Raw genomic sequence first — 22,804 nt, forward strand, 5'->3', positions numbered from 1 at the left:
TACCCTCGGTAGTGAGCGTGTCCCCTGCAAGGATGGGGAACAATAACTAAAAAGACGATGGGAAACATAAGGATATGACGACAGTCACGCAAGCTTACGACCACAGCCGTCCCCTCAACCGACAGGACTACAAGACCCTGAGCCTGGCGGCGCTGGGCGGTGCCCTCGAATTTTACGACTTCATCATCTTCGTCTTCTTCGCCGTGGTGATCGGCGAGCTCTTCTTCCCCGCCGACATTCCCGAGTGGCTGCGCCAGTTCCAGACCTTCGGCATCTTCGCCGCTGGCTATCTGGCTCGTCCGCTGGGCGGCATCATCATGGCTCACTTTGGCGATCTCATCGGCCGCAAGCGGATGTTCACCCTGAGCATCATCATGATGGCGCTGCCCACCCTGCTGATCGGCCTGCTGCCCACCTACGCCGTGCTCGGCATCGCCGCCCCCCTGCTGTTGCTGCTGCTGCGGATCCTGCAAGGGGCCGCCATCGGGGGTGAAGTGCCCGGCGCCTGGGTGTTCGTCGCGGAGCACGTACCCGCCCGCCGGATCGGGGTCGCCTGCGGCACCCTCACCGCGGGATTGACGGCCGGCATCCTGCTCGGCTCCCTGGTGGCCACCGCCATCAACCGCGGCATGAGCCCGAGCGAGGTGAGCGACTGGGGCTGGCGTCTGGCCTTCGTGCTTGGCGGGGTGTTCGGCATCGTCGCCATGTACCTGCGCCGCTGGCTGCACGAGACCCCGGTCTTTGCCGAGATGCAGGCCAACAAGGCGCTGGCGGAAGAGCTGCCACTCAAGACGGTGCTGCGCAGCCACAAGGGCAGCGTCGTGATTTCCATGCTGCTCACCTGGCTGCTCTCCGCCGGCATAGTGGTGGTGATCCTGATGACCCCCACCTACCTGCAGAAGGTGCACGGCATCAGCCCGGCCGATGCACTGACCGCCAACTCGCTGGCCATCCTGGCCCTGACGCTGGGTTGCATCGTCTATGGCCGGCTCATCGATGCCCTCGGCAGCGGCCCCACCTTCATGCTGGGTTCATTGCTGCTGGCTGGCGCCAGCTACGCCTTCTATCACGGGCTGGCGAGTGACACCAGCCAGCTGGTGCCGCTCTATGTCCTGGCCGGTTTTGCGGTAGGGATCGTCGGCGCCGTGCCCTACGTCATGGTCAACGCCTTCCCGGCGGTGGTGCGCTTTTCCGGGCTGTCGTTCTCCTACAACGTGGCCTACGCCATCTTCGGCGGCCTCACCCCCATGCTGGTGACCCTGTGGATGAAGAGCGACATGCTGGCCCCCTCCCACTATGTGGTCAGCCTGTCGGTGCTGGGCTTTGCCATCGGCCTGTGGCTCTGGCTGCAGCAGCGCAGTCAGCGCCAGAGCGCGCCGCAGGCCGCCTGAATCCTCCTGAGCCCCGCCCAGTGCGGGGCTTTTTTCATACCGCCTGTGTTCAGGTCGGCCGACATAAGATAGCCTCCCTCTCGGGCCCCTCGACGGCCCGGGACTACTCCGCCCCCCAGTCATTCGAGGTTCATGATGTTCTTTCAGGTCGTATTTCTCGCCTTGCTGGCGCTGCTGCCCATGGTCAACCCGCCCACCACGGCCACCCTGCTGCTGGGGCTGAGCAAGGGGATGTCGCGCGAACACGTGCGCCGCCAGATCAACCTGGCCGCCATCTATCTGTTTGCCACCCTCTGTGTCAGCTTCTTCATCGGCTCCTCCATCCTGGATCTGTTCGGGATCTCCATTCCCGGCCTGCGCCTGGCCGGCGGTCTCATCATTGCCTTCATCGGCTTTCGCATGCTGTTCCCGGCCCCCAGCCAGGCGGACGGAGTCGACATCAACCAGAGCATCGCCTTCGTGCCGCTCACCATGCCCAGCATGTGCGGGCCGGGTACCATGGCGCTGGTGATCAGCGGCGCCGCCCAGATCGCCGAGCTGCCGGACGAATACAACCGCTTCACCATCTATGCCGCCATGGTCACCGCCTTCGCCCTGATGAGCCTGCTCAGCTGGGGCGTGCTCAAGCTGGCGGATCCGGTCTGCAAGATCCTGGGCGCCACCGGCATCGACGCCATGACCCGGATCATGGGCTTCTTGCTGGTCTGCATGGGTATGCAGTTCTGCATCAACGGCATCAAGGAGGTGGCGCAGGATCCGGTGTTCCACAGTGCGCCGGCGGTACAAATGGCACCCGCGTTGCCACACGTATCCGGCACCCTTGATCAATTGCAGGATCCGCGCCAGCCCTGACTGAAAACGGTGTCATAAATGCGCAAAAATCGGCTCTGATCTTGCGCCTGATCATGTTGCTGACACACAAATGAGTTAGTTTGTTTTTTATACAGATTCGATTCAGAGTGTGCTTGGTAGGTTTGTGGATGGACACCCACTCACTTCAGGAGATGTGCAAATGGAAAAGATGCTGACCGAGATTGGAAGCTACAGCCTGTTTCATGAATATCTGAACGTGGTCGGTGCCGCCAGCCCCGCTCTGACCCGGATCAAGAGCCGGTGGGAGTACAAACAGAGCGATCGTCTGGTTGCCCAGATCAGGGTCGACCAACAAGGCAACGCGCGCTTCTTCATCGACGCCCGCGCCATTTCAGTCAACTGACCGAGCTTCGCATCTGCAGCCCCGGCCCTTGCCGGGGCTTTTTGTTTCCCATGACCCCTGATAGCAAAACCCCGGCACCTGGCCGGGGTTTGACGATCACGGGAGTACCGCTCACTGCCCTTACTGGGTGCCGCCCACGGTGAGCTGATCCAGCTTGAGGGTGGGCTGGCCGACACCGACCGGCACACTCTGCCCCTCCTTGCCACAGACCCCGACCCCGCGATCCAGCGCGAGATCCTTGCCCACCATGGAAACCTGGCTCATCGCCTCGGGGCCGTTGCCGATCAGGGTCGCCCCCTTGATGGGCGCGGTGATCTTGCCATCCTCGATGAGGTAGGCCTCGGAGGCGGAGAAGACGAACTTGCCGGAGGTGATATCCACCTGACCGCCGCCGAAGTTGGGGGCGTAAATGCCCTTCTTCACCGAGGCGATGATCTCGGCCGGATCGTACTGACCCGCCAGCATGTAGGTGTTGGTCATACGCGGCATCGGCAGGGCGGCGTAGGATTCGCGGCGCCCGTTGCCGGTGAGCGGCACGCCCATTAGACGGGCGTTCTGCTTGTCCTGCAGATAGCCCTTGAGAATGCCGTTCTCGATCAGCACGTTGTAGCCGCCCGGTGTCCCCTCGTCGTCGATGGAGACGGAGCCGCGCCGACCCGGCAGGGTGCCGTCATCGACGATGGTGCAGTGTTTGGAGGCCACCTGCTCACCGATGCGGCCGGCAAAGGCAGAGGAACCCTTGCGGTTGAAATCCCCCTCCAGACCGTGGCCCACCGCCTCGTGCAGCAGCACGCCGGGCCAGCCGGCACCGAGCACCACCGGCATGGTGCCGGCCGGCGCATCGATGGCATCGAGGTTGACCAGCGCCTGGCGCACCGCCTCGCGCACATAGCCAAACGCCCGGCTCTCCAGCCCGTCCAGTTCGAGGAAATAGTCGTAGCCGAAGCGGCCACCGCCACCGGCACTGCCGCGTTCGCGACGCTCGCCCTTTTCGGCGATGACGGTCACCGAGAGGCGCACCAGGGGGCGCACGTCGGCGGCCAGGGTGCCATCGGTGGCGGCCACCAGCACCTCTTCATAGACACCGCTGATGGAGGCCATCACCTGATTGATGGCGGGATCCAGGCTTCTGGCGAACTTGTCCATCTGCTCCAGCAGGGCGATCTTCTGCTGCTTGTCGAGGGTCTGCAGCGGATCCAGCGCCGGGTAGAGCAGGTTTGCCGAGGTTCTGGCCCACGCCTTCACCTTGCCCTGCGCACCGGCGGCCGCGATGCCACGGGCGGCGGTCACCGACTGTTGCAATGCCAGCAGGCTCAGTTCGTCCGAGTAGGCGAAACCAGTCTTCTCGCCGCTGACGGCGCGCACCCCCACCCCCTGATCGATGTTGTAGCTGCCATCCTTGACGATGCCGTCCTCCAGCATCCAGGACTCGTGCCAGCTGCGCTGGAAATAGAGGTCGCCGAACTCCACCTGATGGCTCATCAGGCTGCCGAGCAGCTGCTGCAGGCGCCCTTCGTCGAGATCGTTCGGGGCCAACAGGGAGGCACTAACCTGGCTCAATAGACTCAATCTTTCTCTCCACTCTCGATGCGAGATGTCGTAACGGTTAAATCCCCGACCCTGGGTTCACTTGGCGAAACGTCAGCGGACGTCCAACCCACCATCGGGTTTGCAAGCGTCCGATCCCCCGCCACAGGGCGAATCGAACCTGCACATGTTCATAGCAGACGGGCATGACCCAGCACCGGCATGGTGCGTTGCAGTTCGTCCATAAGACTTTGGTCCAGCGGTGCCAGCACGGTGCCGCGCCCGCTGTCCAGGCTGGCCAGCACCCGGCCCCAGGGGTCGATCACCATGCTGTGCCCCCAGGTCTGGCGCCCCGTCTCGTGGGTGCCGCCCTGATTGGCGGCCACCACGTAGCACTGGTTCTCGATGGCGCGGGCCCTCAGCAGCGGCTCCCAGTGCGCCTCGCCGGTCACGGCGGTGAAGGCGGCAGGCACCAGCAGCACGCGGGCGCCGGCGCGGGCCAGCCGGCGGTACAGTTCGGGAAAGCGCAGATCATAACAGATCGAGAGGCCGAGGGGACCAAACGGGGAGTCCACCAGCACAGGCTCCTCGCCGGGGCTGAAGGTCTCCGACTCCCGATAGCGGCCGTGATTGTCCGCCACGTCCACGTCGAACAGGTGGATCTTGTGGTAGTGGCCCTTGCGCTCGCCGCTGGGATCGAACACCAGGGTACTGGTGTGGATATGGTCGGAACCGGCGATGGTGGTCGGCATGGCCCCGGCCACCAGCCAGATGCCGTAGTCACGGGCCCATTCGGCCAGCTGCTGCTGGATCGGGCCCTCACCTATGGTCTCGGCCCCGTCCAGATAGCCCTGTCGCTCGCCAAACAGGGCGAAGTTCTCCGGCAGCAGTACCAGCAGCGGCCGCTCCCTGGGCAACAGGGCCAGCTCGGCGGCGATCTGCTCCCGGTTATCCTGCCAGTGACGGCCTGATACCAGCTGTATTGCGGCTAACCACATGGTTCTCTCCTTGTCCACGTTACTCGCGATCCACAATATTCGGGTCTTTATCCATCTCTGCCAACAGTTTACGCAGATGATGCCTGACTAATCCCCGCTGGCCCCGTTCCGCCCATTTGAGGCAGTCGAACAGCTCCCACACCAGACCATCACCGTCTCCCATGTAGGCAGGGAAATCCCAATGGCTGGGAGCAGGCCCCGCGACCTCCAGTGCCGATAGCGAATGGGCTTTATCAAAAAGAGGCAAGTAAGGCTTGGCAAGCGGAAAACCGGCATCGCGATCAAGGATATGGATCTCGATGCTGGACATATCCAGGAAGATATAACGCCAGTAGGAACAGACATCTTCATGTCTTCCTTGCCAACAGTGGAACACCGCACGTTCACCGACAATGGAACGAACCAGCGCTTCCCCATGCTGATGAAAACCCGGCTCTGCCAGCAACAAGACATCGACATCGGATACCCGGTCAGCCGTGCCCTTGGCAAGCGAGCCAACTACCACCCCGGCAGCAATGGCGGGATGGGCTTTGCCATGTTCCACCACTGCCTGCAGCAGTGCGAACTGAAGCGGTGGAATCTTGGCCCAACGAGCCTCGTCCATCATGACTGCGACCCTAGCGTGACCGCATCGCCGGCCTGCAGGGTGTAATCCAGCACTATGATGCGTTCCAGCACCGGACGGAAGATGGCCTTGAGGACATCGTGATCCGGGTGGGGCAGATAACGCTGGCGGGCCGCCTCGTCGGCAAAGGTCATCAGCACGCTGTGGGTGAAGCCCTCGGCCCGCCCCTCCGGGCTGTCGTCCCGCCCCCACTCCACCGCCAGCACGCCGCTGACCTGATGGGGAATGGCGAGAAAGGCGGCGCGCACCGCGTCTATCTGTTCGATCTGGGTGCCCAGCTTGAAGGCGATCAGCAGGATATGTCGGATCATGGCTCACTCCTTGTGATGGTGCCGGGCCGCCCGCTCAGCGCTGGGCGGGGCCGGCGTGCTTGGGGCTGAGCAGGAAGGGGGTTACTTCCTGCGCCGGCAGGTTGGGGGCCACGGCGTCGACCGCCTCCTTCTGCTGCTGGTTGAGCTTGATGCGGGCCCGGTTGCGCCCCGCCTCGATCAGTTTGGGATCGTCGAGCGGGCCTGAGACCCGAAAATCGATGCGGGTGACCACGTCCACCACCGGCTCCAGCAGTTTGGAGAGGGCCAGCACGTAGAGCCCGGTGATGGGGGTCAGCGAGAAGGCCGCCACCACCGGCAGGGTGCCGCCCAGGTTCGGCGAGAAGCTCAGCTCGTAGTCGAGCCGCCAGCGTACCAGATCGGCGATGCCCTCACCGCGCAGGTTGCCGGCCGCCCCCTTCATGTAGAAGTCGTCGTTCTCCACCACCCCCTGCTTGATCCTGGCGGAGGCCGACATGGACTCGAAGTAGAAGCCCTTGTCGAACACGTCGCGAAAATCGAGGCGCAGCTTGCGCAGCAATGAGTCGAGGCTGAGCAGGGAGAGCAGTCGCGCCCCCTTGTCGTTGACCTCGCGCAGGGTGCCCCCTTCCAGCTGGTAGTCGACCTTGCCGGCCAGGGTCGGCAGGTTCGGCCGGTAGGGTACGTCGCGCCAGCTCAAGTCCAGCGCCATCTTGCCGGGTGCATCGCCGATGGGCGAGGTGTAGCCGAGCCGCTTGAGCAGCAGCTCGCTGTTGTTGCTGCTGATGTGGGCGCGGGCACGGGTCTGCATGCCGTCCGCCCCGGCCAGCCACTCGGCGCTGCCGCTCAGCTGGCTGCCCGCCAGCCGCATCTCCAGCCCCTTGAGGCTCAGCTTGTCGGCCCCCGGGATCAGCTCCCCCTTCACCTCCCCCAGCGGCAATTCACCGAAGCGGCAATCCACACAGCTGAAGGTGAGCCAGGGGATGGCATCCATGATGGCCTTGTCCTGTCTGGCATCGGGATCCGGGCTCAGATCCGAACTCTTGCCGGACCAGTAGATACGGGCGAACTTGGCATCGATGGGCTGGCGATCGGAGACCGGCAGGCGCACCACCCCCATCACGTCCGGGCTGTCGATCATCACCTCGGTGGCCTGATTGACCGGTCCCACGGTGAAGTGCACCGCCTTGAGGTTGGCGCTGCCGATGTCGGCGCGGGCCAGCTGGCCGTCCACCCACCACTCCTGCGGCAAGAAAGAGGGGCCCACCACCGCATTACCGCTCGGCGCCGTGCTGGCCGGCAGCCACTGCTTGAGACGGGCCAGCCAGCCGGCCACGTCGGCCTGCTGCTGGTTGATGGCGAGCAACATGGGCCGATCGCGCAGCACCCGGGCACCGGGCTGACCCACGTCCACCCGCACCCGGCTGAGGTAGGGCACGCCGTCGCCGTACACCAGCCGGCTCTGCATGTCGACATCGGCCCCCAGCACGGCGCGAATGTCGGCACTGCCATCGCGACCGCGCGCGGTCACCTTGAGCGGCAGCCGGCTGTCGGCCGCCTTTGCGAGCGGTGCAGGCAGATCCAGTCCCATGCCCTGCAGGTTGGAGTCGAGCGCCAGCTGGAAGCTGAACGGCTGATCGCTCGGCAGGGTCAGTCCCAGGCTGCCGGCCCAGTTGCTGCGTCCCTTGAGGATGGCCAGCCCCGGGATGTCCTGGCGCTGGCGGCGGCTGTCCCACTGCCCCTTGAACTTGAGATCGACCTGATAGCGATTGGGCTGCTGGCGGCCCTGATAGTCGAGGGTGAGCGGCTGGTTCCACAGGCTCGCCTTGAGGTTGCTGAAGCGGGTCTGCTCGTTGTCATACTCGAGCCGCCCCTGCACCTGCTCCAGTGGCAGATCCAGGCTGGTGATCCGCACCTTGTTGTTGCTGAACAGGGCGTCGCCGCTGGCCTTGACCTCGCTCTCGCCATCCAGCGGAATATCCAGCTTCACCGAGCCCTTCATGGGGCCGCGGATCTCCACCTCCCGCAGCGCCTGACCGACCGAGCCGCCGAGCGGCGAGTCCTGCAGGTAGTCGCTGATGGCCTTGCCCTCGCCCTCAACCTTGGCATCCACGTAGAGGTGGGCCCCCGGGTAGAGATCCGGGATCCAGGCGTGCACCGAGTCGGAGCTGGCCTTGCCGAGCCGGGTGGCGCGGCTGTTCATGTCGAGGCTGGCGTTCTGGAACAGCAGATCGATCTGCAGGTCGGTAAGCGGTTGCCAACCGGGGAAGAATTCGTAGGAGGCCTGCTTGAGCGGCACCGCCACCTGGAAGATGCCCTCGCCCTTGCTATAGGGGAAGTCGCGGAACTCGCCATACCAGAGCAGGTCAGCCCCCTTGGCCTTGCCCCCCTTGATGGCCCCGCTCAGGTAGTCCACCAGACTCTTGTCCATCACCTGCAGCGGATAGTAGCGATCGGCGTTGGCCGCATTCTTGACGTCGATGCGGCCGGTCAGGGCGAGGAAGGGGTGCTCGAACAGCTCGAGCCGAAAGCGGCTGGCGAGGCTCAAATCCGGGTTGTCCAGCACCAGATCCTGGCCATAGAGCACCCAGCCCTGCGGCGCCTGCCACCAGTCGAGCCGTGCCGAGAAGCGGTCAACGGGGATCGGCTCCTTGAAGTGACGGGCCGGATCTATGGCATCGTTTGCCAGTTGCAGCCGGGCACTGCCGCCGGTCGGGGTGAGCCAGAACTCGCCGTTGAGGTCGCGCACGCCGGGCACGTCGTGCCAGGCGTTGACCCTGATGTGGGAGAGCTGGCCGCTGACGGAGAGCCCCTGCCAGCCGGCATCCGCCTGCAGGATCAGATCCTCTATCTTGCCGGTCGGGCGGGTGCGTTTGAGGGTCTCGGTCAGTTCGGGATAGATCCCCGACACCAGCTGGCTCAGGTTGGCGATCTGGTCCAGATCGATGGCCGGCACATAGCCCTGGATGCGATCGCCGACTCGCTCGAGCTGCAACCGGCTGTGCAGCCAGGGCTTGCCGTCGAGCTTGAAGGTGACGTCGTGGCTGGCAAACTGCCACTCCTTGCCGTCCCGGCGCAGCTGGATCTTGCCCCCCTGCAGCCCGAGCCGGTGCAGGTCACCCTGTTTTTTTTCATCCTGCCAGATGAGGTAGTTGTCGCCAAACGCCAGCAGCGAGTCCCCCAGCTGACCGGCCTTGAACTCGCTCCAGAGCTGGAAGTCGAGCTGGCCGCTCACCTTGGGCTCCCCGGCATGGGTGCGCGCCAGCATGGGGCTGATGTCGAGCTGACGGGCCCCCAGATAGAGCTGGCCCTTGAGCCGGTCGAGCCGCACCTGGGGGGCATCCACATCGACGATGAGATCGAGGGTGCTCTCGCCCACCCCGTTGATGAGATAGGCCTTGCCGACCCCCTGGTGGCGCTTGCCGCGGTTCTGCCAGCGCAGCTGGGCGATGTCGAGGGCCCGCACCTCCCCCAGCGCCGTGGTGAGGCTGAGGCGGGTGTCGTGAATATCGAAGGTGGAGAGCTGAGTCAGCAGAAAGCGCAGCAGGGCCTGCTGCTGGTCGCTGCCGTCGCCGGTTTCCGGCTCCGCAGGCTGACTCAAATCCAGCGCTATGTCGCCATCGCTCAGGATCAGCTGACCAAATACCGGCTTGAGTTCGTTGAGGGAGCGCCAGAAATCGAGGTGGGCCCACACCTTGCCAAGGCGCAGGGCGAAGCGACCCGAGTTCGGCGCGATCACCAGCTGCTGCAGCTCGAGGGCCGGGCCACGCTGGGTCCAGTCCAGCCCGATGCGATCGACGCTGGCCTCCAGCTTGCTGTCGGCCAGCAGGGTATCGAGCAGCGCCTGTCTGTGCTGATTGAGCAAGGGGCCGCCAACGCGCACCAGACTGACCAGGATGGCCAGCAGCACGAAGAAGACCCCGAGGGCCAACCAGCCCCGACTCAGCCAGCGATAGACCAATTACATCATCACCACGTCGAACTGCTCCTGCCCGCAGAGGGGCTCGCTCACCACCCTGACCTGCTTGCCGATGAACACTTCCAGCTCCGCCAGACTGTGGGACTCCTCGCCCCGCAGATAGTCGGCCACGGCTGGCGCGGCATAGACGGTGAACTGATCCGCGTCGTAGGCGCGGTTGACCCGGATGATCTCCCGCAGGATCTCGAAGCAGACCGACTCCACCGTCTTGACCCGACCGCGCCCCTTGCACTCGGGACACTCGGAGCAGAGCACATGCTCCAGGCTCTCGCGGGTACGCTTGCGGGTCATCTCCACCAGGCCGAGCTGGGAGAAGCCGTTGACGTTGGTCTTGGCGCGATCCTTCGACAGCGCCTGCTCCAGGCTGTGCAGCACCCGGCGGCGGTGATCCTCGGACTGCATGTCGATGAAGTCGATGATGATGATGCCGCCGAGGTTACGCAGGCGCAGGTGGCGGGCGATGGCCGCCGTCGCCTCGACGTTGGTGTTGAAGATGGTCTCTTCCAGATTGCGATGGCCGACGAAGGCCCCGGTGTTGATGTCCACCGTGGTCATGGCCTCGGTCTGGTCGATGATGAGGTAGCCGCCGGATTTGAGCTCCACCTTGCGCTCCAGTGCGCGCTGGATCTCGTTCTCCACATCGTAGAGATCGAAGATGGGGGATTCGCCGGAGTAGTACTCCAGCTTGCCGGCCAGCTCAGGCACGTACTCCTCGGTGAAGCGCTTGAGCTGATCGAAGCTCTGGCGCGAGTCCACCCGGATCTTGTCGAGCTCGGCACCGACGAAGTCGCGCACAACCCGAAAGGCCAGGCTGGGATCCTCGTAGAGGATCTTGCAGGGGGGGTACTTCTGCTTGCGCTCCAGGATCTTGCGCCACAGGCGTTTGAGGAAGGCGGCATCCTGCTCCAGCTCCTGCTCGCCCACCCCTTCGGCGGCGGTGCGGATGATGTAACCGCCCAGCTCGTCCACATAGCCGGCCACGGTGCGCTTGAGGCGCTCGCGCTCCGCCTCGGATTCGATGCGCTGGGAGACACCGACGTGAGCGCTGCCCGGCATGAACACCAGATAGCGGGACGGCAGGGTGATGTCGGTGGTGAGGCGGGCCCCCTTGGTGCCTAGCGGATCTTTCACCACCTGCACCATGATGTCCTGCCCCTGGCGCACCAGCTCGGCGATGTTGCCGGCCTGGAACTGCTCCTTCTCCTTCACCGCCACGCACTCGGTGTGGGGGACGATGTCGGAGGCGTGCAGGAAGGCGGCCTTGTCCATGCCGATGTCGACGAAGGCCGCCTGCATGCCGGGCAGCACCCGGCTGATCTTGCCCTTGTAGATGTTGCCGACGATGCCGCGCTTGGCCTGACGCTCCACGTGCACTTCCTGCAGCAGACCGTTTTCGACCAGGGCGACCCGGGTTTCGGAGGGGGTGACGTTTACCAGCAGTTCTACCGACATAAGTTACCTTGCCTTTCTAGTTTTAAATTCTGGCAGCCAAACCGGCGCGCAACCGGTGAGTAACGCAGTAAGAAACAGCCGGCGGTTGTCACCGACCTATGCCTTGCCTGTGATGGCTTCAAATTCTGGCCGCCCTGTTCGAATGTCATGCCGGCCAGCGAGGCGGCGGCGCTGACCACGGCGGCGACGGGATTAGCGGATCTGTTCCAGATGATGCTTGATCAGCAGATCCGTTTCCAGCAGGGGCAGGCCGACCACGGCGCTGTAGCTCCCCTCGATGCGGCTGACGAACTTGCCGGCAATGCCCTGGATAGCATAGGCGCCGGCCTTGTCGCACGGCTCGCCGGTACGCCAGTAAGCCTCGATCTCGGCCTCGTCCAGCTTGCGAAAGGCCACGTTGGTGGTGACCAGCCGCACATCGCAGCGCTCCGGAGTGGCCAGTGCCACCGCCGTCATCACCTGATGCACCTTGCCGGAGAGCGCCTCCAGCATGTCTTTGGCATCGAGCAGATCAGAGGGCTTCTCCAGCACCCGGTCACCCAGCACCACTATGGTGTCGGCCCCCAGTACCGGCAGCGCCGTGGGCGCGGCGGCCACGCCGGCCATCGCCTTGTCGCGGGCCAGCCGGCACACGTAATCCTGGGGCTTTTCACCCTCTTCCCGCTGTTCCGGCACATCCAGCTTGAGGACTTCGAAACGGTAACCCAGCTGGGTCAGCAGTTCGTGGCGGCGGGGTGAGCCCGAGGCGAGATAGAGTTGCAGTTCGTTGTGCTTGTTCATAATCGCTTGATGAGATGAGGTACGGTTACAATTAGTTGTTTTTACTCACATTCACTTGATATTGAAGCGCCGGCGCACCTTGCGCAAGACCAGGAAGACCCAGGGCCATATTAGCATGGTGCTCAGGGTCGACCAGAAGTAGGCGAAATTGAGGCTGGCCCGGCTGAACAGGTGTTCGGCCCAGAAGATGGTCACCTTGCCCACCAGCGAGAGACAGCCGATGATCAGCGCCTGTTGCCAGAGGGAGAAGTTGCGGATCTTCTGGAACTGGAACGCCGCCAGATAGGTGGTGATGGCCATCGCCATGGCCCGCACGCCGAGGGTGCTGCCAAGCAGCACGTCCAGCAGCAGGCCCGCCACCCAGGCGGTACCGACGTTGGTCCGGTGCGGCAACGCCAGTGCCCAGTAGATGAGCACCATGGCGAGCCAGTCAGGCCGGAAGGGTTCGAGTTGGAAAGGAAGCGGCAGGATCGACAGGCTCAAAGCCAGCAGGATCGAGATCCAGATCCAGATCCTGCCGCTGGCGGGTTGTAACATCAGCGCGTCGCTCCCGCAGCAGAAGGCGCCGGCGCAGTAGCCGGGGCCTCTTCATCGTCATGCACTTCCGGTTTCTTGTCGGTCCACAGCAGCAGCAGATAACGCAGGCGGTCCAGCGCCACCAGTGGTTTGGCCTCGACCTGGGCGAAGGGCTTGCCCTCCACGTAGTCGGAACGCGTCACGGTCGCCACCGGATACCCTTCCGGGAAGCGGCCGCCGAGGCCCGAGGTGACCAGCAGATCGCCGACCTGCACGTCGGTGTTGCGCGGCAGGTTGCGCAGCTCCAGCTTGTCGAGCTCGCCGCTGCCGGAGGCAATGGCGCGCAAGTCGTTGCGCAGCACCCGCACCGGGATACCGTGGCTGGAGTCGGTGATGAGCAGGACGCGGCTGGTGGTGGAACCCACGTGCAGCACCTGACCTATCACCCCCTGATCGTTGATCACCGGCTGGCCGTTGTAGACACCGTCCAGCGCCCCCTTGTTGATCAGCACCTGATGGCTGAAGGGGTCGGAATCCACCGACAGCAGCTCGGCCACCATCTTGCGGGACTCCTTGTGCACCGGCGAACCGAGCAGCTCGCGCAGGCGCTGGTTCTCGTGCTCCAGATGATCCATCTTGAGCAGGCGCGAGCGCAAGGTGAACAGCTGTTGTTCCTGCTGCTTGGTCTGCTCGATGAGGCCGGCCCGGGTCTGCACCTGGGTCGACATGGTGTCAAGCAGGGTGCCTGGCGCATTGGCCATGTATTGCAGCGGGCTGACGAGTGAGCTGAGGTAGACGCGGACGTGGCTGAACACACCGAAGCGAGAGTCCGCTACGATGGCAGCAATGGAGATGATGACGGCGAGAAACAACCGTAACTGAAGCGAAGGGCCTCTACCAAAAATGGGTTTCATGGGTCGTCAAAAAAGAGCCGGCACGCTGGCCGGCTTTGGGTCTTATTCGTAGTGGAACAGATCGCCACCGTGCATATCGATCAGCTCCAGCGCCTTGCCGCCACCACGGGCCACGCAAGTCAGCGGATCTTCGGCCACCACCACAGGGATGCCGGTCTCTTCCATCAGCAGACGGTCGATATCTTTGAGCAGGGCACCACCACCGGTCAGCACCATGCCGCGCTCGGAGATGTCGGAAGCCAGCTCGGGCGGAGACTGCTCCAGCGCCACCATCACGGCGGAGACGATACCGGACAGCGGCTCTTGCAGCGCTTCCAGGATCTCGTTGGAATTCAGGGTGAAGCTGCGCGGCACACCTTCGGCCAGGTTGCGACCACGCACTTCGATCTCGCGCACCTCTTCGCCCGGATAGGCGGAGCCGATCTCGTGCTTGATGCGCTCGGCGGTGGCTTCCCCGATCAGGCTGCCGTAGTTGCGGCGCACGTAGCTGATGATGGCTTCGTCGAACTTGTCGCCGCCGATGCGGACGGACTGGGAGTAAACCACACCGTTCAGGGAGATGATGGCCACTTCGGTGGTACCACCACCGATGTCCACCACCATGGAGCCGGTCGCTTCGGAGACCGGCAGGCCGGCACCGATGGCGGCAGCCATGGGTTCATCGATCAGGTAAACCTCGCGGGCGCCGGCGCCCAGAGCGGATTCCTTGATGGCACGACGTTCCACCTGGGTGGAGCCGCACGGTACGCACACCAGCACACGCGGGCTGGGGCGGAAATAGTTGTTGTCGTGAACCTGCTTGATGAAGTGCTGCAGCATCTTCTCGGTCACGTAGAAGTCGGCGATCACGCCGTCTTTCATCGGGCGAATGGCGGAGATGTTACCCGGGGTACGACCCAGCATCTGCTTGGCGGCATGACCGACAGCAGCGACCGATTTGGCGTTCCCGCGCTCTTGGCGAATGGCGACAACTGAGGGTTCGTTAAGGACGATCCCTTGATCTTTTACATAGATCAGGGTGTTGGCAGTTCCCAAGTCGATCGACAGATCGTTGGAAAAGACGCCTCTGAGCTTTTTGAACATGGCTACGGGAAATCCTAAGAATTTGGAGGTGCAGAAAACCGGCTAACTTTACCAATGCCCACCCCAATCGGCAAGCGCTCAAACTGTCGCCAGCCCATCGGGCGCGACAAAAATGCGAGTCATCACTCACCCGCACAAGCCGGCAAACGCTAATAAACAAGGGGATAGGGGGTCGGCGGCCAGCCAGCGCCCCCGCAGCCCCGCTCAATGCATCACTTCGCGCCGATAAATAATTCTGTCATTACCGCGACTTGAGCCGAAAATGGCCTCCCCCTGCAGGGTCTGGGGATCCGACAGCCAGAGTGGTTGTGTCGGCTGTTTCGCTAGCTCCACCCGGTAGGGAATGCGCACCGCCATCTCGGGTTTGCCAAACTGCAGCAGGATCTCGCCATCTTTGGCCACCGCCGCCATGCCGCCCGGTGGCGAGCTGCCCAGCCCCAGTTTTATCTTGCGATTGCCCCCTATGTTGAGCTCGCTGTTGGCAGTATCGAGGCTCTGGCCTGCGCCCGAGAAGCTGAAGCCCTGATTGGCCAGCGACAGCAGGGTGCATTGATCCAGCCTGTTTTGCTGCCAGCCACCGGCCTCGTAATACTGCATCTGCTGCGCCACGGCCAAGGCGGCCGATGCCACCCCGGTCTCGGTCTTCGCCAGCAGCCGGCCGAAATAGACCTGCATCGGCACTGTGTCGATCAGGCGGGCGTTGCAACTGCCACCACTGCAGTCACCCATCACCCCATCGTTGAAATTGGGCATGGCGATCAGGCTTCTGTCGCCATCGTTATCCCGCATGTAGAGGCCAAACAGCAGCGACTTGTAGGGGCCATCCGGCTGGGAGTCTGACACGCGAACAAACTCGCTGCTGCCGGTAAAGGCGGCTCGTCCATCGAGCCACGGCAGCGGCTGCAGGCTGCGCAGGCGGCTCGACAAGGTCTTGCCATCCTTGTTGTTGGCCGCAGTGATAAACGCACTGCCCTTGGCGAAATCCCCCGTGTAATTCGACGTCTGGGCACCGGCCAGGTTGCGGGCGCGCACATCCAGCGCAACCCCGAAGGGCTGCCCCATATATGTGAAGGGATCGCAGGCCGGTACTATGTCGCCGCTCACCAGCTCGAAGTCGGCCGGGATGAAGCGGCCCACCGGCTGGCTCTGGCTCGGCGGGACTGTGGTATTGAAGTAGCCATTGGTCGGCGGGGTCGCCGTCAGCCTGAACACCCCCACCTCGCTGACGCTCTGTTCCATGCTGGTCGTCCCGTTGGCCGCAGCGCCATGGTCATAACTGGTTTTACCCAGACTGGCGGTACTGCCCGGCGTCGGCGCCACCAGGGTATTGCTCAGGGCGATGCCGCTGAGCGAGAAATTGGGGGTTGCGAGATTGCCGGTGCAGATGTCGCCGTCGTTGGCTGACTCCCAGGCCACCGCCTTGATGTCGACCTGAAATGATTCCCCCGCCTTCTTGAAGATCGGGCAGCTGGCATAGTTGCCCGTACATGCTGCCGCTGCGGTCGTGATGCAGAGCCCCACCGGCCGCGCCACAAACGAATCCGAGCCCAGCATCACCAGGCCAGCTTCACTGCCGGTGCCGTCGTAGCGGGCATCCAGCTGAACCTTGCCGGCATCCGGATAGGTGACCGTCATGCTCGACTGCCCCTGGGCATCGAAGCTGAGGGAGAGCGCAGTGGCACTGCCCTGGCTGGTGCCGATCACGCTGTTGTTGACGCTCATTCTGCTGTTGTAGATGTTGCTGGCGGGCGAGACATAGCTGCTCCAGAACTTGATGCTCTTGCTCTGGTTGGCAAACCCCGGTACGCACTGCTTGGTCACGTCGCTCTTCTTGACCGCCTTGATGGCCACCGTCTGCGGCTGGTTCGAGTAGGTGTCGGGCACATCGAAGATGAAGCCGCTGTCGGCAAAGGTGAGGGTGCAGGCGGCGCTGCTCAGCGCCCCGCCACCCGAGCGGCAGAGGGTGGTGCTGAGCGGCTTGGTCGAGGGCGTCGAACCGCTGACCCCCACGGTGACCGCGCCTGCCGTCGTGTTTCTGAGCTGCAATGTTGTGCTGCCACCGCTGAAGTTGACTACGTTGCCCCCGACCCAGCCGCCGCTGGTCGTCGTGGTGGGGAGCAGGGTCGCGCTGACCGGATCGGTGATCAGCACGCTGCAATCCGGGTTGGCACAGGCACGGATGGTGAGGGTTTCCGGGTTGCAGGTCAGCGCATTGCCGCTGTGATCGAACTCGAAGTGATCGATCTGGGTGCCCACCGGGCTGGATCGCAGGGCGCAGATCCGCACGTTGTCAATCTCGTGGTAGTTGGTCACCGAGCCGGTGGAGCCGGTCAGCGACAGCAGGAAATTGGCCGGCACCGCCGCCTGACCGGCCTGGCTCGCCATGTTGAGGGGGCCGATCAGGGAGCTGTAGCCAGCCCCGGTATCCCGCTCCACCGTGGCCAGCGAGCTGCCGGCCACCCGGGAGTCGACCGTGATGCGATAGCGATGGGGCCGGTTGCCGTTGGTGCCGCTGTCGACGGTCGGGCTCAGGTAGCTGCCGGTACCGGCGAGATAGTTGTAGCCTGAGGTGCCAGACCCAGAGCCGCGGATGGAGACCGCCTGCGGCCGCGACCCCAGGTTGGCACTTCCCCCCTCGTTGGCATAGTTGCCGTATTCATCGAGCCCGACCCCGAGCCAGCCGCCGGCAAAGCCGCTGATCCCGGTCTTGTAGCCATAGCCCAGCGGGCCGCCGAAGGCCCCCGGCTGCGGCGTCAGGGTCGAATCGGAGAGCACCACCGCCATACCATCGGCCCCGCTCGTGCCAGAGGTCTTGTAGGCGTATTGATCGAATTCGATCGTCACCAGGTTGCCGGCCCCCGGAAAGAGGCGCTGGAAGGTCGCCGAGGTGGCCTGATCGGTGACGTTCTGGGTGAGCCGCAGACGGCCATTCTGTACCGATGGCAGGGTACTGTTGTTGCGCTGGGCCACCACCCAGCTGTCCGGGTTGATCTGGCCGCTGTCGAAACCGTCGGTAAAGCAGGTCAACGGCGGCGGCACCGAGTAGTCGTTGATGCTGGACTGGGCGTCCATGCTCAGGTAACCGGCCGTCACCCTGCCATAGACGGTGGCGTTGTTGTTCATGGTCAAGCGGCCGTCGGTGTAGAGATAGCCATAAAATGTGGTGGCGTTATCGAGCACCATGTTGCCGTAGTTAACCCAGACAAGGCTCCCCTGACCATTGCTGTTGACGCTGACCGTATTGAGCAGAGTGACGTCCTGATTGACAAAGATCCGGGTTGTGCCGCTACCGGAGAGGCGAATGGTCACGTTGTCGATATTCAACTTGTCGATGAAATAGTCACCGTCCCCCAGTATCAGAGTCGCCTTGTTAAGCAGAGTCAGGGTCTTGATCTGATACGAGCTGCGACTGGGGAAGGTCATGGTGCAGCCGTCCACTTTCATGGTGCGATAGGCAGCGTTGGAGGCAGTTTGAGCGCCTGATGAGCAAGTCAGGTCATTGCTGGCAGCTATGGTCGGGAACTTGTTGTTGCCTGTCAGCGCAAGGCCGCGGATATCGCTGCCGGTGACGGCGCAGACCTTGTAGCCACCCGCTCCGTTATCGCAACGGGGAGTATTGTTCTGATCCGGCCGGATGGAGCAGAAGTTGAGCGGCAACCCGCCGGTACCGTTGATCTTGGCGTTGTTGAGCTGGCTCAGCTGATAGCCGCTGATCTGGTGGCAAACATCGTTGTTGTCGTCATGATGACCCTGCACCACGGCCGGAAAGAAGGTGCCGGTATCGATGGGATCGAAGGCCCAGACCTGGCTAGTGAAGAGGGCCAGCGCCCACAACCATTTCATCATCAGCCTCCGTCATACGCTTCGACCATCAGGGTGCGGCTCACCCTGAAGTCTGGACTGGCACTGGTCAGGTCATTGCGCAAACCGCAGGTGCCGACACTCTCGAGCCGATAGCCGGTGCTCGTCACGTTGTTGTAGCTGGTCGCCAGGGTGCGGCACTGCACCACCGCCTCACAATCCACCAGCCCGGGGTTGCCGGCGAAACTGATCGTCCTGCTGGGCTCGCACTGTGCCGGTGGCTGGGGCTGGGCCGCCGTCCGGTTGGGGAACAGTCGATAGAGCGCCAGCTCCAGCCCGCTCTGGGCCGCCAGCAGGGCGCGCACGCTGCGCACCTCCACCGTGTTCTTCTCGCTGCTGTCGAGCAGAAAACGCCCCATGACCGCCGCCAGCATGGCCATCACCACGATCACGAACAGGGCGATCATCAGGGCACTGCCCCCCATCTTCTTGCTCTGGCGCCGCTCAGGGAACATTGAACACCCCCAGCTTGTGGTTGAAGGTGACCGCTTCCCCCTTGCGCTCGAACACCAGCCGCACACCGAACTCCCCTTCGCTGTTGAAGGCCGTGGCCTCCCGATAGAAAGAGCCGGCCCGCAGGGAGTCGGCCATCAGGATCCCCAGCGGCATGGCCGCGCTTGCACCATTCAGCGCCATGCTGGCGCGGTACATGGACCCCGCCTGCACACAATAGCGTACCTGTTCGCGGGCAAAGTAGACCCGGCTACCAGGGGAGAGGCCGGCCAGACTCTCGGTCGCTGCGTAGCGCAGGGTCTGTGCCCCCGAGACCGGCGCCAGCACTTCGGTGACACTGGCGACGCAGCGCCCGTACTCGCAACCATTGCTGAGCGAAGGCTGGTTGGCATCGGGCAGCGGGAAGACGGCCAGCAGATCCCCCACCGCGACTGCACTGGCATCCGGGCTCAAGGGATCGACGGCCGAGGCGGGGGTGGCCATCACCAATTCGAGGGTGGTTGTGCTGCCGGACACATTCCGGTTGAGGGCGATGTAACGGCTGGAGGTGCTGATGGGCCAGAAGCGCAGGCAGGGGCCGCTGTCGCTCCAGCTGCCGTCCAGGGTCTCGATGCGCTCGGAACCCGGCAACGCATTGCGTACCTCGCGGTTGAGCCGCTCCATGGCAAAGCGGGCATCGCTCATCAGCTGCTCGCGGCTGCTGGCATCCCCGTAGATCTGGCTGCCGATGCCGATGAACTGGCTGGCGAAGGTGGCCATGATCCCCAGCAGCAGGATCACCATCACCAGTTCGATCAGGGTAAAACCGCCCGCCGTCCGCATCAGTAGTTGCCCCGATAGAAGGAGAAGTCGAGCACGCTCTCATCCGGCAGTTTGATCTGCAGATCGATGCGTTTGCCCACCGAACAGGGGGACGCACAGCTCTTGAAGGTGCCATCGCTGAAGTCGACCGGGCTCACCGCAATCCTGACCTGATAGTTGCGATACTCGTCGCTGGCGATGATGCCGCCGCTCTGGGTGTAGAAGCTGGCATCCTGCCAGCTGCCGGCGGTATCGAAATCGTCCACGTCGTTATAGGCATAGGGAGAGGGCTCACCATCGGGGCCATACTGGCTGGTCTGCCAACCAGTAATCGCCGGAGCAGGAGGCTTCTGGGTGCAAGTCACACCAACTGGACAACTGCAATCCCCGTAAAACTGGCCATTGAATGTCTCGCCACAGCGATAACGGCCACCGTTGTGATCCGACTGCTCGTCGAACGACTTTTGCTGGATCTCGCCGGCCAACCGCTGGGCCAGCTGAGCCGCCCGCACCTGCTGCACCGGATCCACCGCGCTGGGGGCCTGGTTGACGAGCAGACCCAGGATGCCGGTCAAGGCCACCGCCAGCAGCACTATGCCGACGATGAGTTCAATCAGGGTAAAACCGCGATCAGGGGCTCTCATGAATGAAGCCCTCCGACTCTATCTTGATGCCGCCCGTCTCCTGGCCATCGCTGACCCGCAAGGTACAGCCCGTGGCACAACTCCCGAGCGGCCTGCCCATCTGATCAAAACGGATCACGAAACTGCTGGCGTTATTGAGGGAGATGCTCATACCGGTGGAAGGGGTGACCAGGCGGCCACGGGTGCGCTGATTGTCGCTCCAGCCGGCCATGGGGCCGGGAACCGGACACGCCGCACCGGCAACCGCCTGCGTGATATGGGCAAAACGGGAAGCCTCCACCACCAGCTGGGTACAGCGGTCGGCGGGTTCATGCATGTTGATGGTCTGCACCAACCGCAGCCGGGTCAGCAGCTCATCACGCAGGGTTTGGGTTTCAACGCCGCCTTTGCCCAGCCATTTGGGCACGGCAAAGGCGGCTAGAATCCCTAGCAACAGGATCACCAGTACCAGTTCAATCAGGGTAAAGCCCTTGGTTGCAGGCATGGGGATTCTCTTCAGGGAAAAGAGAAAGCGAGGCCGAAGCCTCGCCTTCTCAAACAATCAGTTACCACAACCACTGACATCAACACTAAAGGGAGCACTCTCTGATGCCTCATTGTATTTGACTTGGCAATTAGCGTTATTGCCTGCAGCATCTGGCTTGAAGGTCCCTTTGGATGCAGATACTTCATCCCATCCATCTAAGGTAACTACGCTTGCAATGGTATCTGCTGTCGGATAGCCAAACTTAGCCTTAACAGTAGTTCCCGCAACAGATACAGCAGCAGAAGACTTTTCGATACCCTGAATTGCAGCTTTGCTGTAAACCAGGTTGGCCGCACTTTGCAAGGATGCCTTCACACCATCAGCAGCAGCCTTGCGAGCATCATCCTGCAGATTCAGGAACTTGGGTGCTGCGGTCACTGCCAGGATACCCAGAATGATGATCACGATGACCAGTTCGATCAGGGTAAAACCCGCCTGTTTTTTCATCTTGTTTTCCTCTGTCAATTAATGTTGGTGGTCACCTGACCGGAAGCCGGACGGTAACTGAAACTCATGAATGCATCAGTACTGCCTTGCGGATCCTGATACTTGCCATCACTACCCTTACTCAAACTATTGACCAGATAGTAGCGGCAGACCGAGTCCAGGCCGTTATTGGTCACACTGACATAGTATTTCAGGTCATTGCCACTACTACGCACCTCGCTGAAGCTGGTGGTAGCCTTGGGCGGGTTCTGCAGCAGACCCTCCCAAATCTTGAGACAGCGCGGGGCCGTCAGGTTGGCCGGATCCACGTCGATGCCACCGCCCGCCGAAGTATCCATGGGATAGCCGGGCGACAGCTCGCCATTGCTGACCTGGGTATCGGTCGGCGTGGTCAGGTAGAAGCGGGAGCCGTCATAGAGCACGGTATTGAGGCTGTCCTGCTTGGCACGCCCTTCGGCCTCCCACTGGGCCCGCACCAGCGATACGCCAGTAGCAAACCCGCCGGAGACCCCCTCCACGCTGGCCTTCTTGGCCTCGTCGGTCACATCGAGAAAACGGGGCAAGGCCGTCACCGCCAGGATCCCCAGGATGACGATGACGATCACCAGTTCGATCAACGAGAAACCCGCTGCCCGATGGGGGCTCGCCACACCGGCATATTTTGGAACCAGTCGCGTTGTTGTCATGAACCCTCCGTAATAACCCACATTATTTCATGTAGATACAAAAAAATCATTTAGCTGGCTCGCAAAAAAAGCCTCATTCAGGGCTTTTCCAGCACTCTGCCGTCAGAAAAGTGATAAATCAGCCAATTAGGTTCCAAGCCGAACTCACATCCGGTGCCATCCAGGCTCGCCAGGGCCTGCACCGGCGGCTGGGTCGAGGCCGTTGCGCCGATGAGCCGATCCCACAGCCAGCGGCAATGCTCGGAGGGAGTCAGCGGGTCACCGCTACCCAGCGGCCAGCCCTGCGCATCAAACTGCCAGGCCACCCCGTCGACGTGCAACAGGGCCGGTCGTCGCTGCTCGAGCCAGAGTCCGTGCAGGCGCTGGGCTCGCTCGGCAAACTGCTCCCCCAGCAGGGTCAGGCTGACTGCCAGCGCCTCCTCCCGATGGACAAGATAGCTCCGGGCCAGGGTCGCCACCATGATCAGCAACAGGATCACCGCGGCCAGTCGCCGATAGCCTCCCAGCCAGTGCTCATCCTGTTGTGACTGTCGACTCACCCGTCTCGCTCCACGCTCTGCCGCTTATCCACACCGCCCGCATCATATCCCGCCTCGTTGACCGGCTATTTGCCGCGTA

The 22,804-nt window shown here is 63.0% G+C and carries 21 protein-coding genes; 3 read left to right on the forward strand and 18 right to left on the reverse strand.

The genetic code is table 11. The features are described 5' to 3' along the window. The first annotated feature begins 74 nt into the window (after positions 1-74). The 3 genes from I6L38_RS17260 (at position 75) to I6L38_RS17270 (ending at position 2,607) form a co-directional block, all read left to right on the forward strand. Entirely contained in the window at positions 75-1,391 is a 1,317-nt protein-coding gene (locus I6L38_RS17260; RefSeq protein WP_010635359.1) for an MFS transporter, read from the forward strand. Positions 1,392-1,526: 135 nt separating this feature from the next. Next, a complete protein-coding gene (locus I6L38_RS17265; RefSeq protein ID WP_201882111.1) occupies positions 1,527-2,243 on the forward strand; it encodes a MarC family NAAT transporter in 717 nt (238 codons plus the stop codon). A gap of 160 nt (positions 2,244-2,403) precedes the next feature. Next, a complete protein-coding gene (locus I6L38_RS17270) occupies positions 2,404-2,607 on the forward strand; it encodes a hypothetical protein (protein WP_005308127.1) in 204 nt (67 codons plus the stop codon). Positions 2,608-2,727: 120 nt separating this feature from the next. On the opposite strand, the gene tldD is transcribed toward I6L38_RS17270, so the two are convergent. The 18 genes from tldD to I6L38_RS17360 all read right to left on the reverse strand — a co-directional run bounded on the left by tldD (position 2,728) and on the right by I6L38_RS17360 (position 22,725). Next, on the reverse strand, positions 2,728-4,176 hold the full coding sequence (gene tldD, locus I6L38_RS17275) for a metalloprotease TldD (protein WP_201971479.1): 1,449 nt from the start codon (positions 4,174-4,176) through the stop codon (positions 2,728-2,730). Between the two features lie 149 nt (positions 4,177-4,325). Then, complete coding sequence (locus I6L38_RS17280) at positions 4,326-5,132, reverse strand: carbon-nitrogen hydrolase family protein (protein ID WP_216988783.1); 807 nt, start codon at positions 5,130-5,132, stop codon at positions 4,326-4,328. Positions 5,133-5,151: 19 nt separating this feature from the next. Continuing rightward, a complete protein-coding gene (locus tag I6L38_RS17285) occupies positions 5,152-5,739 on the reverse strand; it encodes a nucleotidyltransferase domain-containing protein (RefSeq protein WP_054543927.1) in 588 nt (195 codons plus the stop codon). Beyond that, on the reverse strand, positions 5,736-6,068 hold the full coding sequence (locus I6L38_RS17290; RefSeq protein WP_216988784.1) for a Dabb family protein: 333 nt from the start codon (positions 6,066-6,068) through the stop codon (positions 5,736-5,738). Before I6L38_RS17290 ends, I6L38_RS17285 begins: the two co-directional genes overlap by 4 nt. Before the next feature lie 34 nt (positions 6,069-6,102). After that, a complete protein-coding gene (locus I6L38_RS17295) occupies positions 6,103-10,005 on the reverse strand; it encodes a YhdP family protein (protein WP_216988785.1) in 3,903 nt (1,300 codons plus the stop codon). Beyond that, positions 10,006-11,475 carry a ribonuclease G gene (gene rng, locus I6L38_RS17300; protein WP_005308119.1) on the reverse strand — a complete coding sequence of 490 codons (1,470 nt, stop codon included), beginning with the start codon at positions 11,473-11,475 and terminating at the stop codon, positions 10,006-10,008. It abuts the gene before it with no gap. Positions 11,476-11,667: 192 nt separating this feature from the next. Next, on the reverse strand, positions 11,668-12,255 hold the full coding sequence (locus tag I6L38_RS17305; protein WP_005308118.1) for a nucleoside triphosphate pyrophosphatase: 588 nt from the start codon (positions 12,253-12,255) through the stop codon (positions 11,668-11,670). 51 nt (positions 12,256-12,306) lie between these two features. Beyond that, positions 12,307-12,792 carry a rod shape-determining protein MreD gene (gene mreD, locus I6L38_RS17310; RefSeq protein ID WP_005308115.1) on the reverse strand — a complete coding sequence of 162 codons (486 nt, stop codon included), beginning with the start codon at positions 12,790-12,792 and terminating at the stop codon, positions 12,307-12,309. Next, entirely contained in the window at positions 12,792-13,685 is an 894-nt protein-coding gene (gene mreC, locus I6L38_RS17315) for a rod shape-determining protein MreC (protein WP_005308113.1), read from the reverse strand. The genes mreD and mreC overlap by 1 nt, the downstream gene beginning before the upstream one ends. 42 nt (positions 13,686-13,727) lie before the next feature. Continuing rightward, on the reverse strand, positions 13,728-14,768 hold the full coding sequence (locus tag I6L38_RS17320) for a rod shape-determining protein (RefSeq protein ID WP_005308111.1): 1,041 nt from the start codon (positions 14,766-14,768) through the stop codon (positions 13,728-13,730). Positions 14,769-14,972: 204 nt separating this feature from the next. Next, positions 14,973-18,614, reverse strand: a complete 3,642-nt coding sequence (locus tag I6L38_RS17325) for a DUF6701 domain-containing protein (protein WP_270829044.1) — start codon at positions 18,612-18,614, stop codon at positions 14,973-14,975. Beyond that, positions 18,614-19,084 carry a hypothetical protein gene (locus I6L38_RS17330; protein ID WP_017764675.1) on the reverse strand — a complete coding sequence of 157 codons (471 nt, stop codon included), beginning with the start codon at positions 19,082-19,084 and terminating at the stop codon, positions 18,614-18,616. Before I6L38_RS17330 ends, I6L38_RS17325 begins: the two co-directional genes overlap by 1 nt. Continuing rightward, the gene (locus tag I6L38_RS17335) at positions 19,074-19,904 is read right to left on the reverse strand and encodes a PilW family protein (RefSeq protein WP_201882122.1); all 831 of its coding nucleotides are present in this window, start codon (positions 19,902-19,904) and stop codon (positions 19,074-19,076) included. The genes I6L38_RS17330 and I6L38_RS17335 overlap by 11 nt, the downstream gene beginning before the upstream one ends. Continuing rightward, the gene (locus I6L38_RS17340) at positions 19,904-20,527 is read right to left on the reverse strand and encodes a prepilin-type N-terminal cleavage/methylation domain-containing protein (protein ID WP_201882124.1); all 624 of its coding nucleotides are present in this window, start codon (positions 20,525-20,527) and stop codon (positions 19,904-19,906) included. The genes I6L38_RS17335 and I6L38_RS17340 overlap by 1 nt, the downstream gene beginning before the upstream one ends. After that, positions 20,514-21,011 (reverse strand): prepilin-type N-terminal cleavage/methylation domain-containing protein, encoded by a 498-nt coding sequence (locus I6L38_RS17345; protein WP_095591861.1) that lies wholly within the window; start codon positions 21,009-21,011, stop codon positions 20,514-20,516. Before I6L38_RS17345 ends, I6L38_RS17340 begins: the two co-directional genes overlap by 14 nt. A 57-nt stretch (positions 21,012-21,068) precedes the next feature. After that, positions 21,069-21,500, reverse strand: a complete 432-nt coding sequence (locus I6L38_RS17350; RefSeq protein ID WP_095591860.1) for a prepilin-type N-terminal cleavage/methylation domain-containing protein — start codon at positions 21,498-21,500, stop codon at positions 21,069-21,071. 14 nt (positions 21,501-21,514) lie between these two features. Then, positions 21,515-22,186, reverse strand: a complete 672-nt coding sequence (mshB, locus tag I6L38_RS17355; RefSeq protein ID WP_201882126.1) for an MSHA fimbrial major subunit MshB — start codon at positions 22,184-22,186, stop codon at positions 21,515-21,517. A gap of 77 nt (positions 22,187-22,263) precedes the next feature. After that, the gene (locus I6L38_RS17360; protein ID WP_216988786.1) at positions 22,264-22,725 is read right to left on the reverse strand and encodes a hypothetical protein; all 462 of its coding nucleotides are present in this window, start codon (positions 22,723-22,725) and stop codon (positions 22,264-22,266) included. Positions 22,726-22,804: the final 79 nt, after the last annotated feature.

Origin of the sequence: Aeromonas sp. FDAARGOS 1408, from assembly GCF_019048665.1 — a bacterium.
GTDB lineage: Bacteria > Pseudomonadota > Gammaproteobacteria > Enterobacterales > Aeromonadaceae > Aeromonas > Aeromonas dhakensis.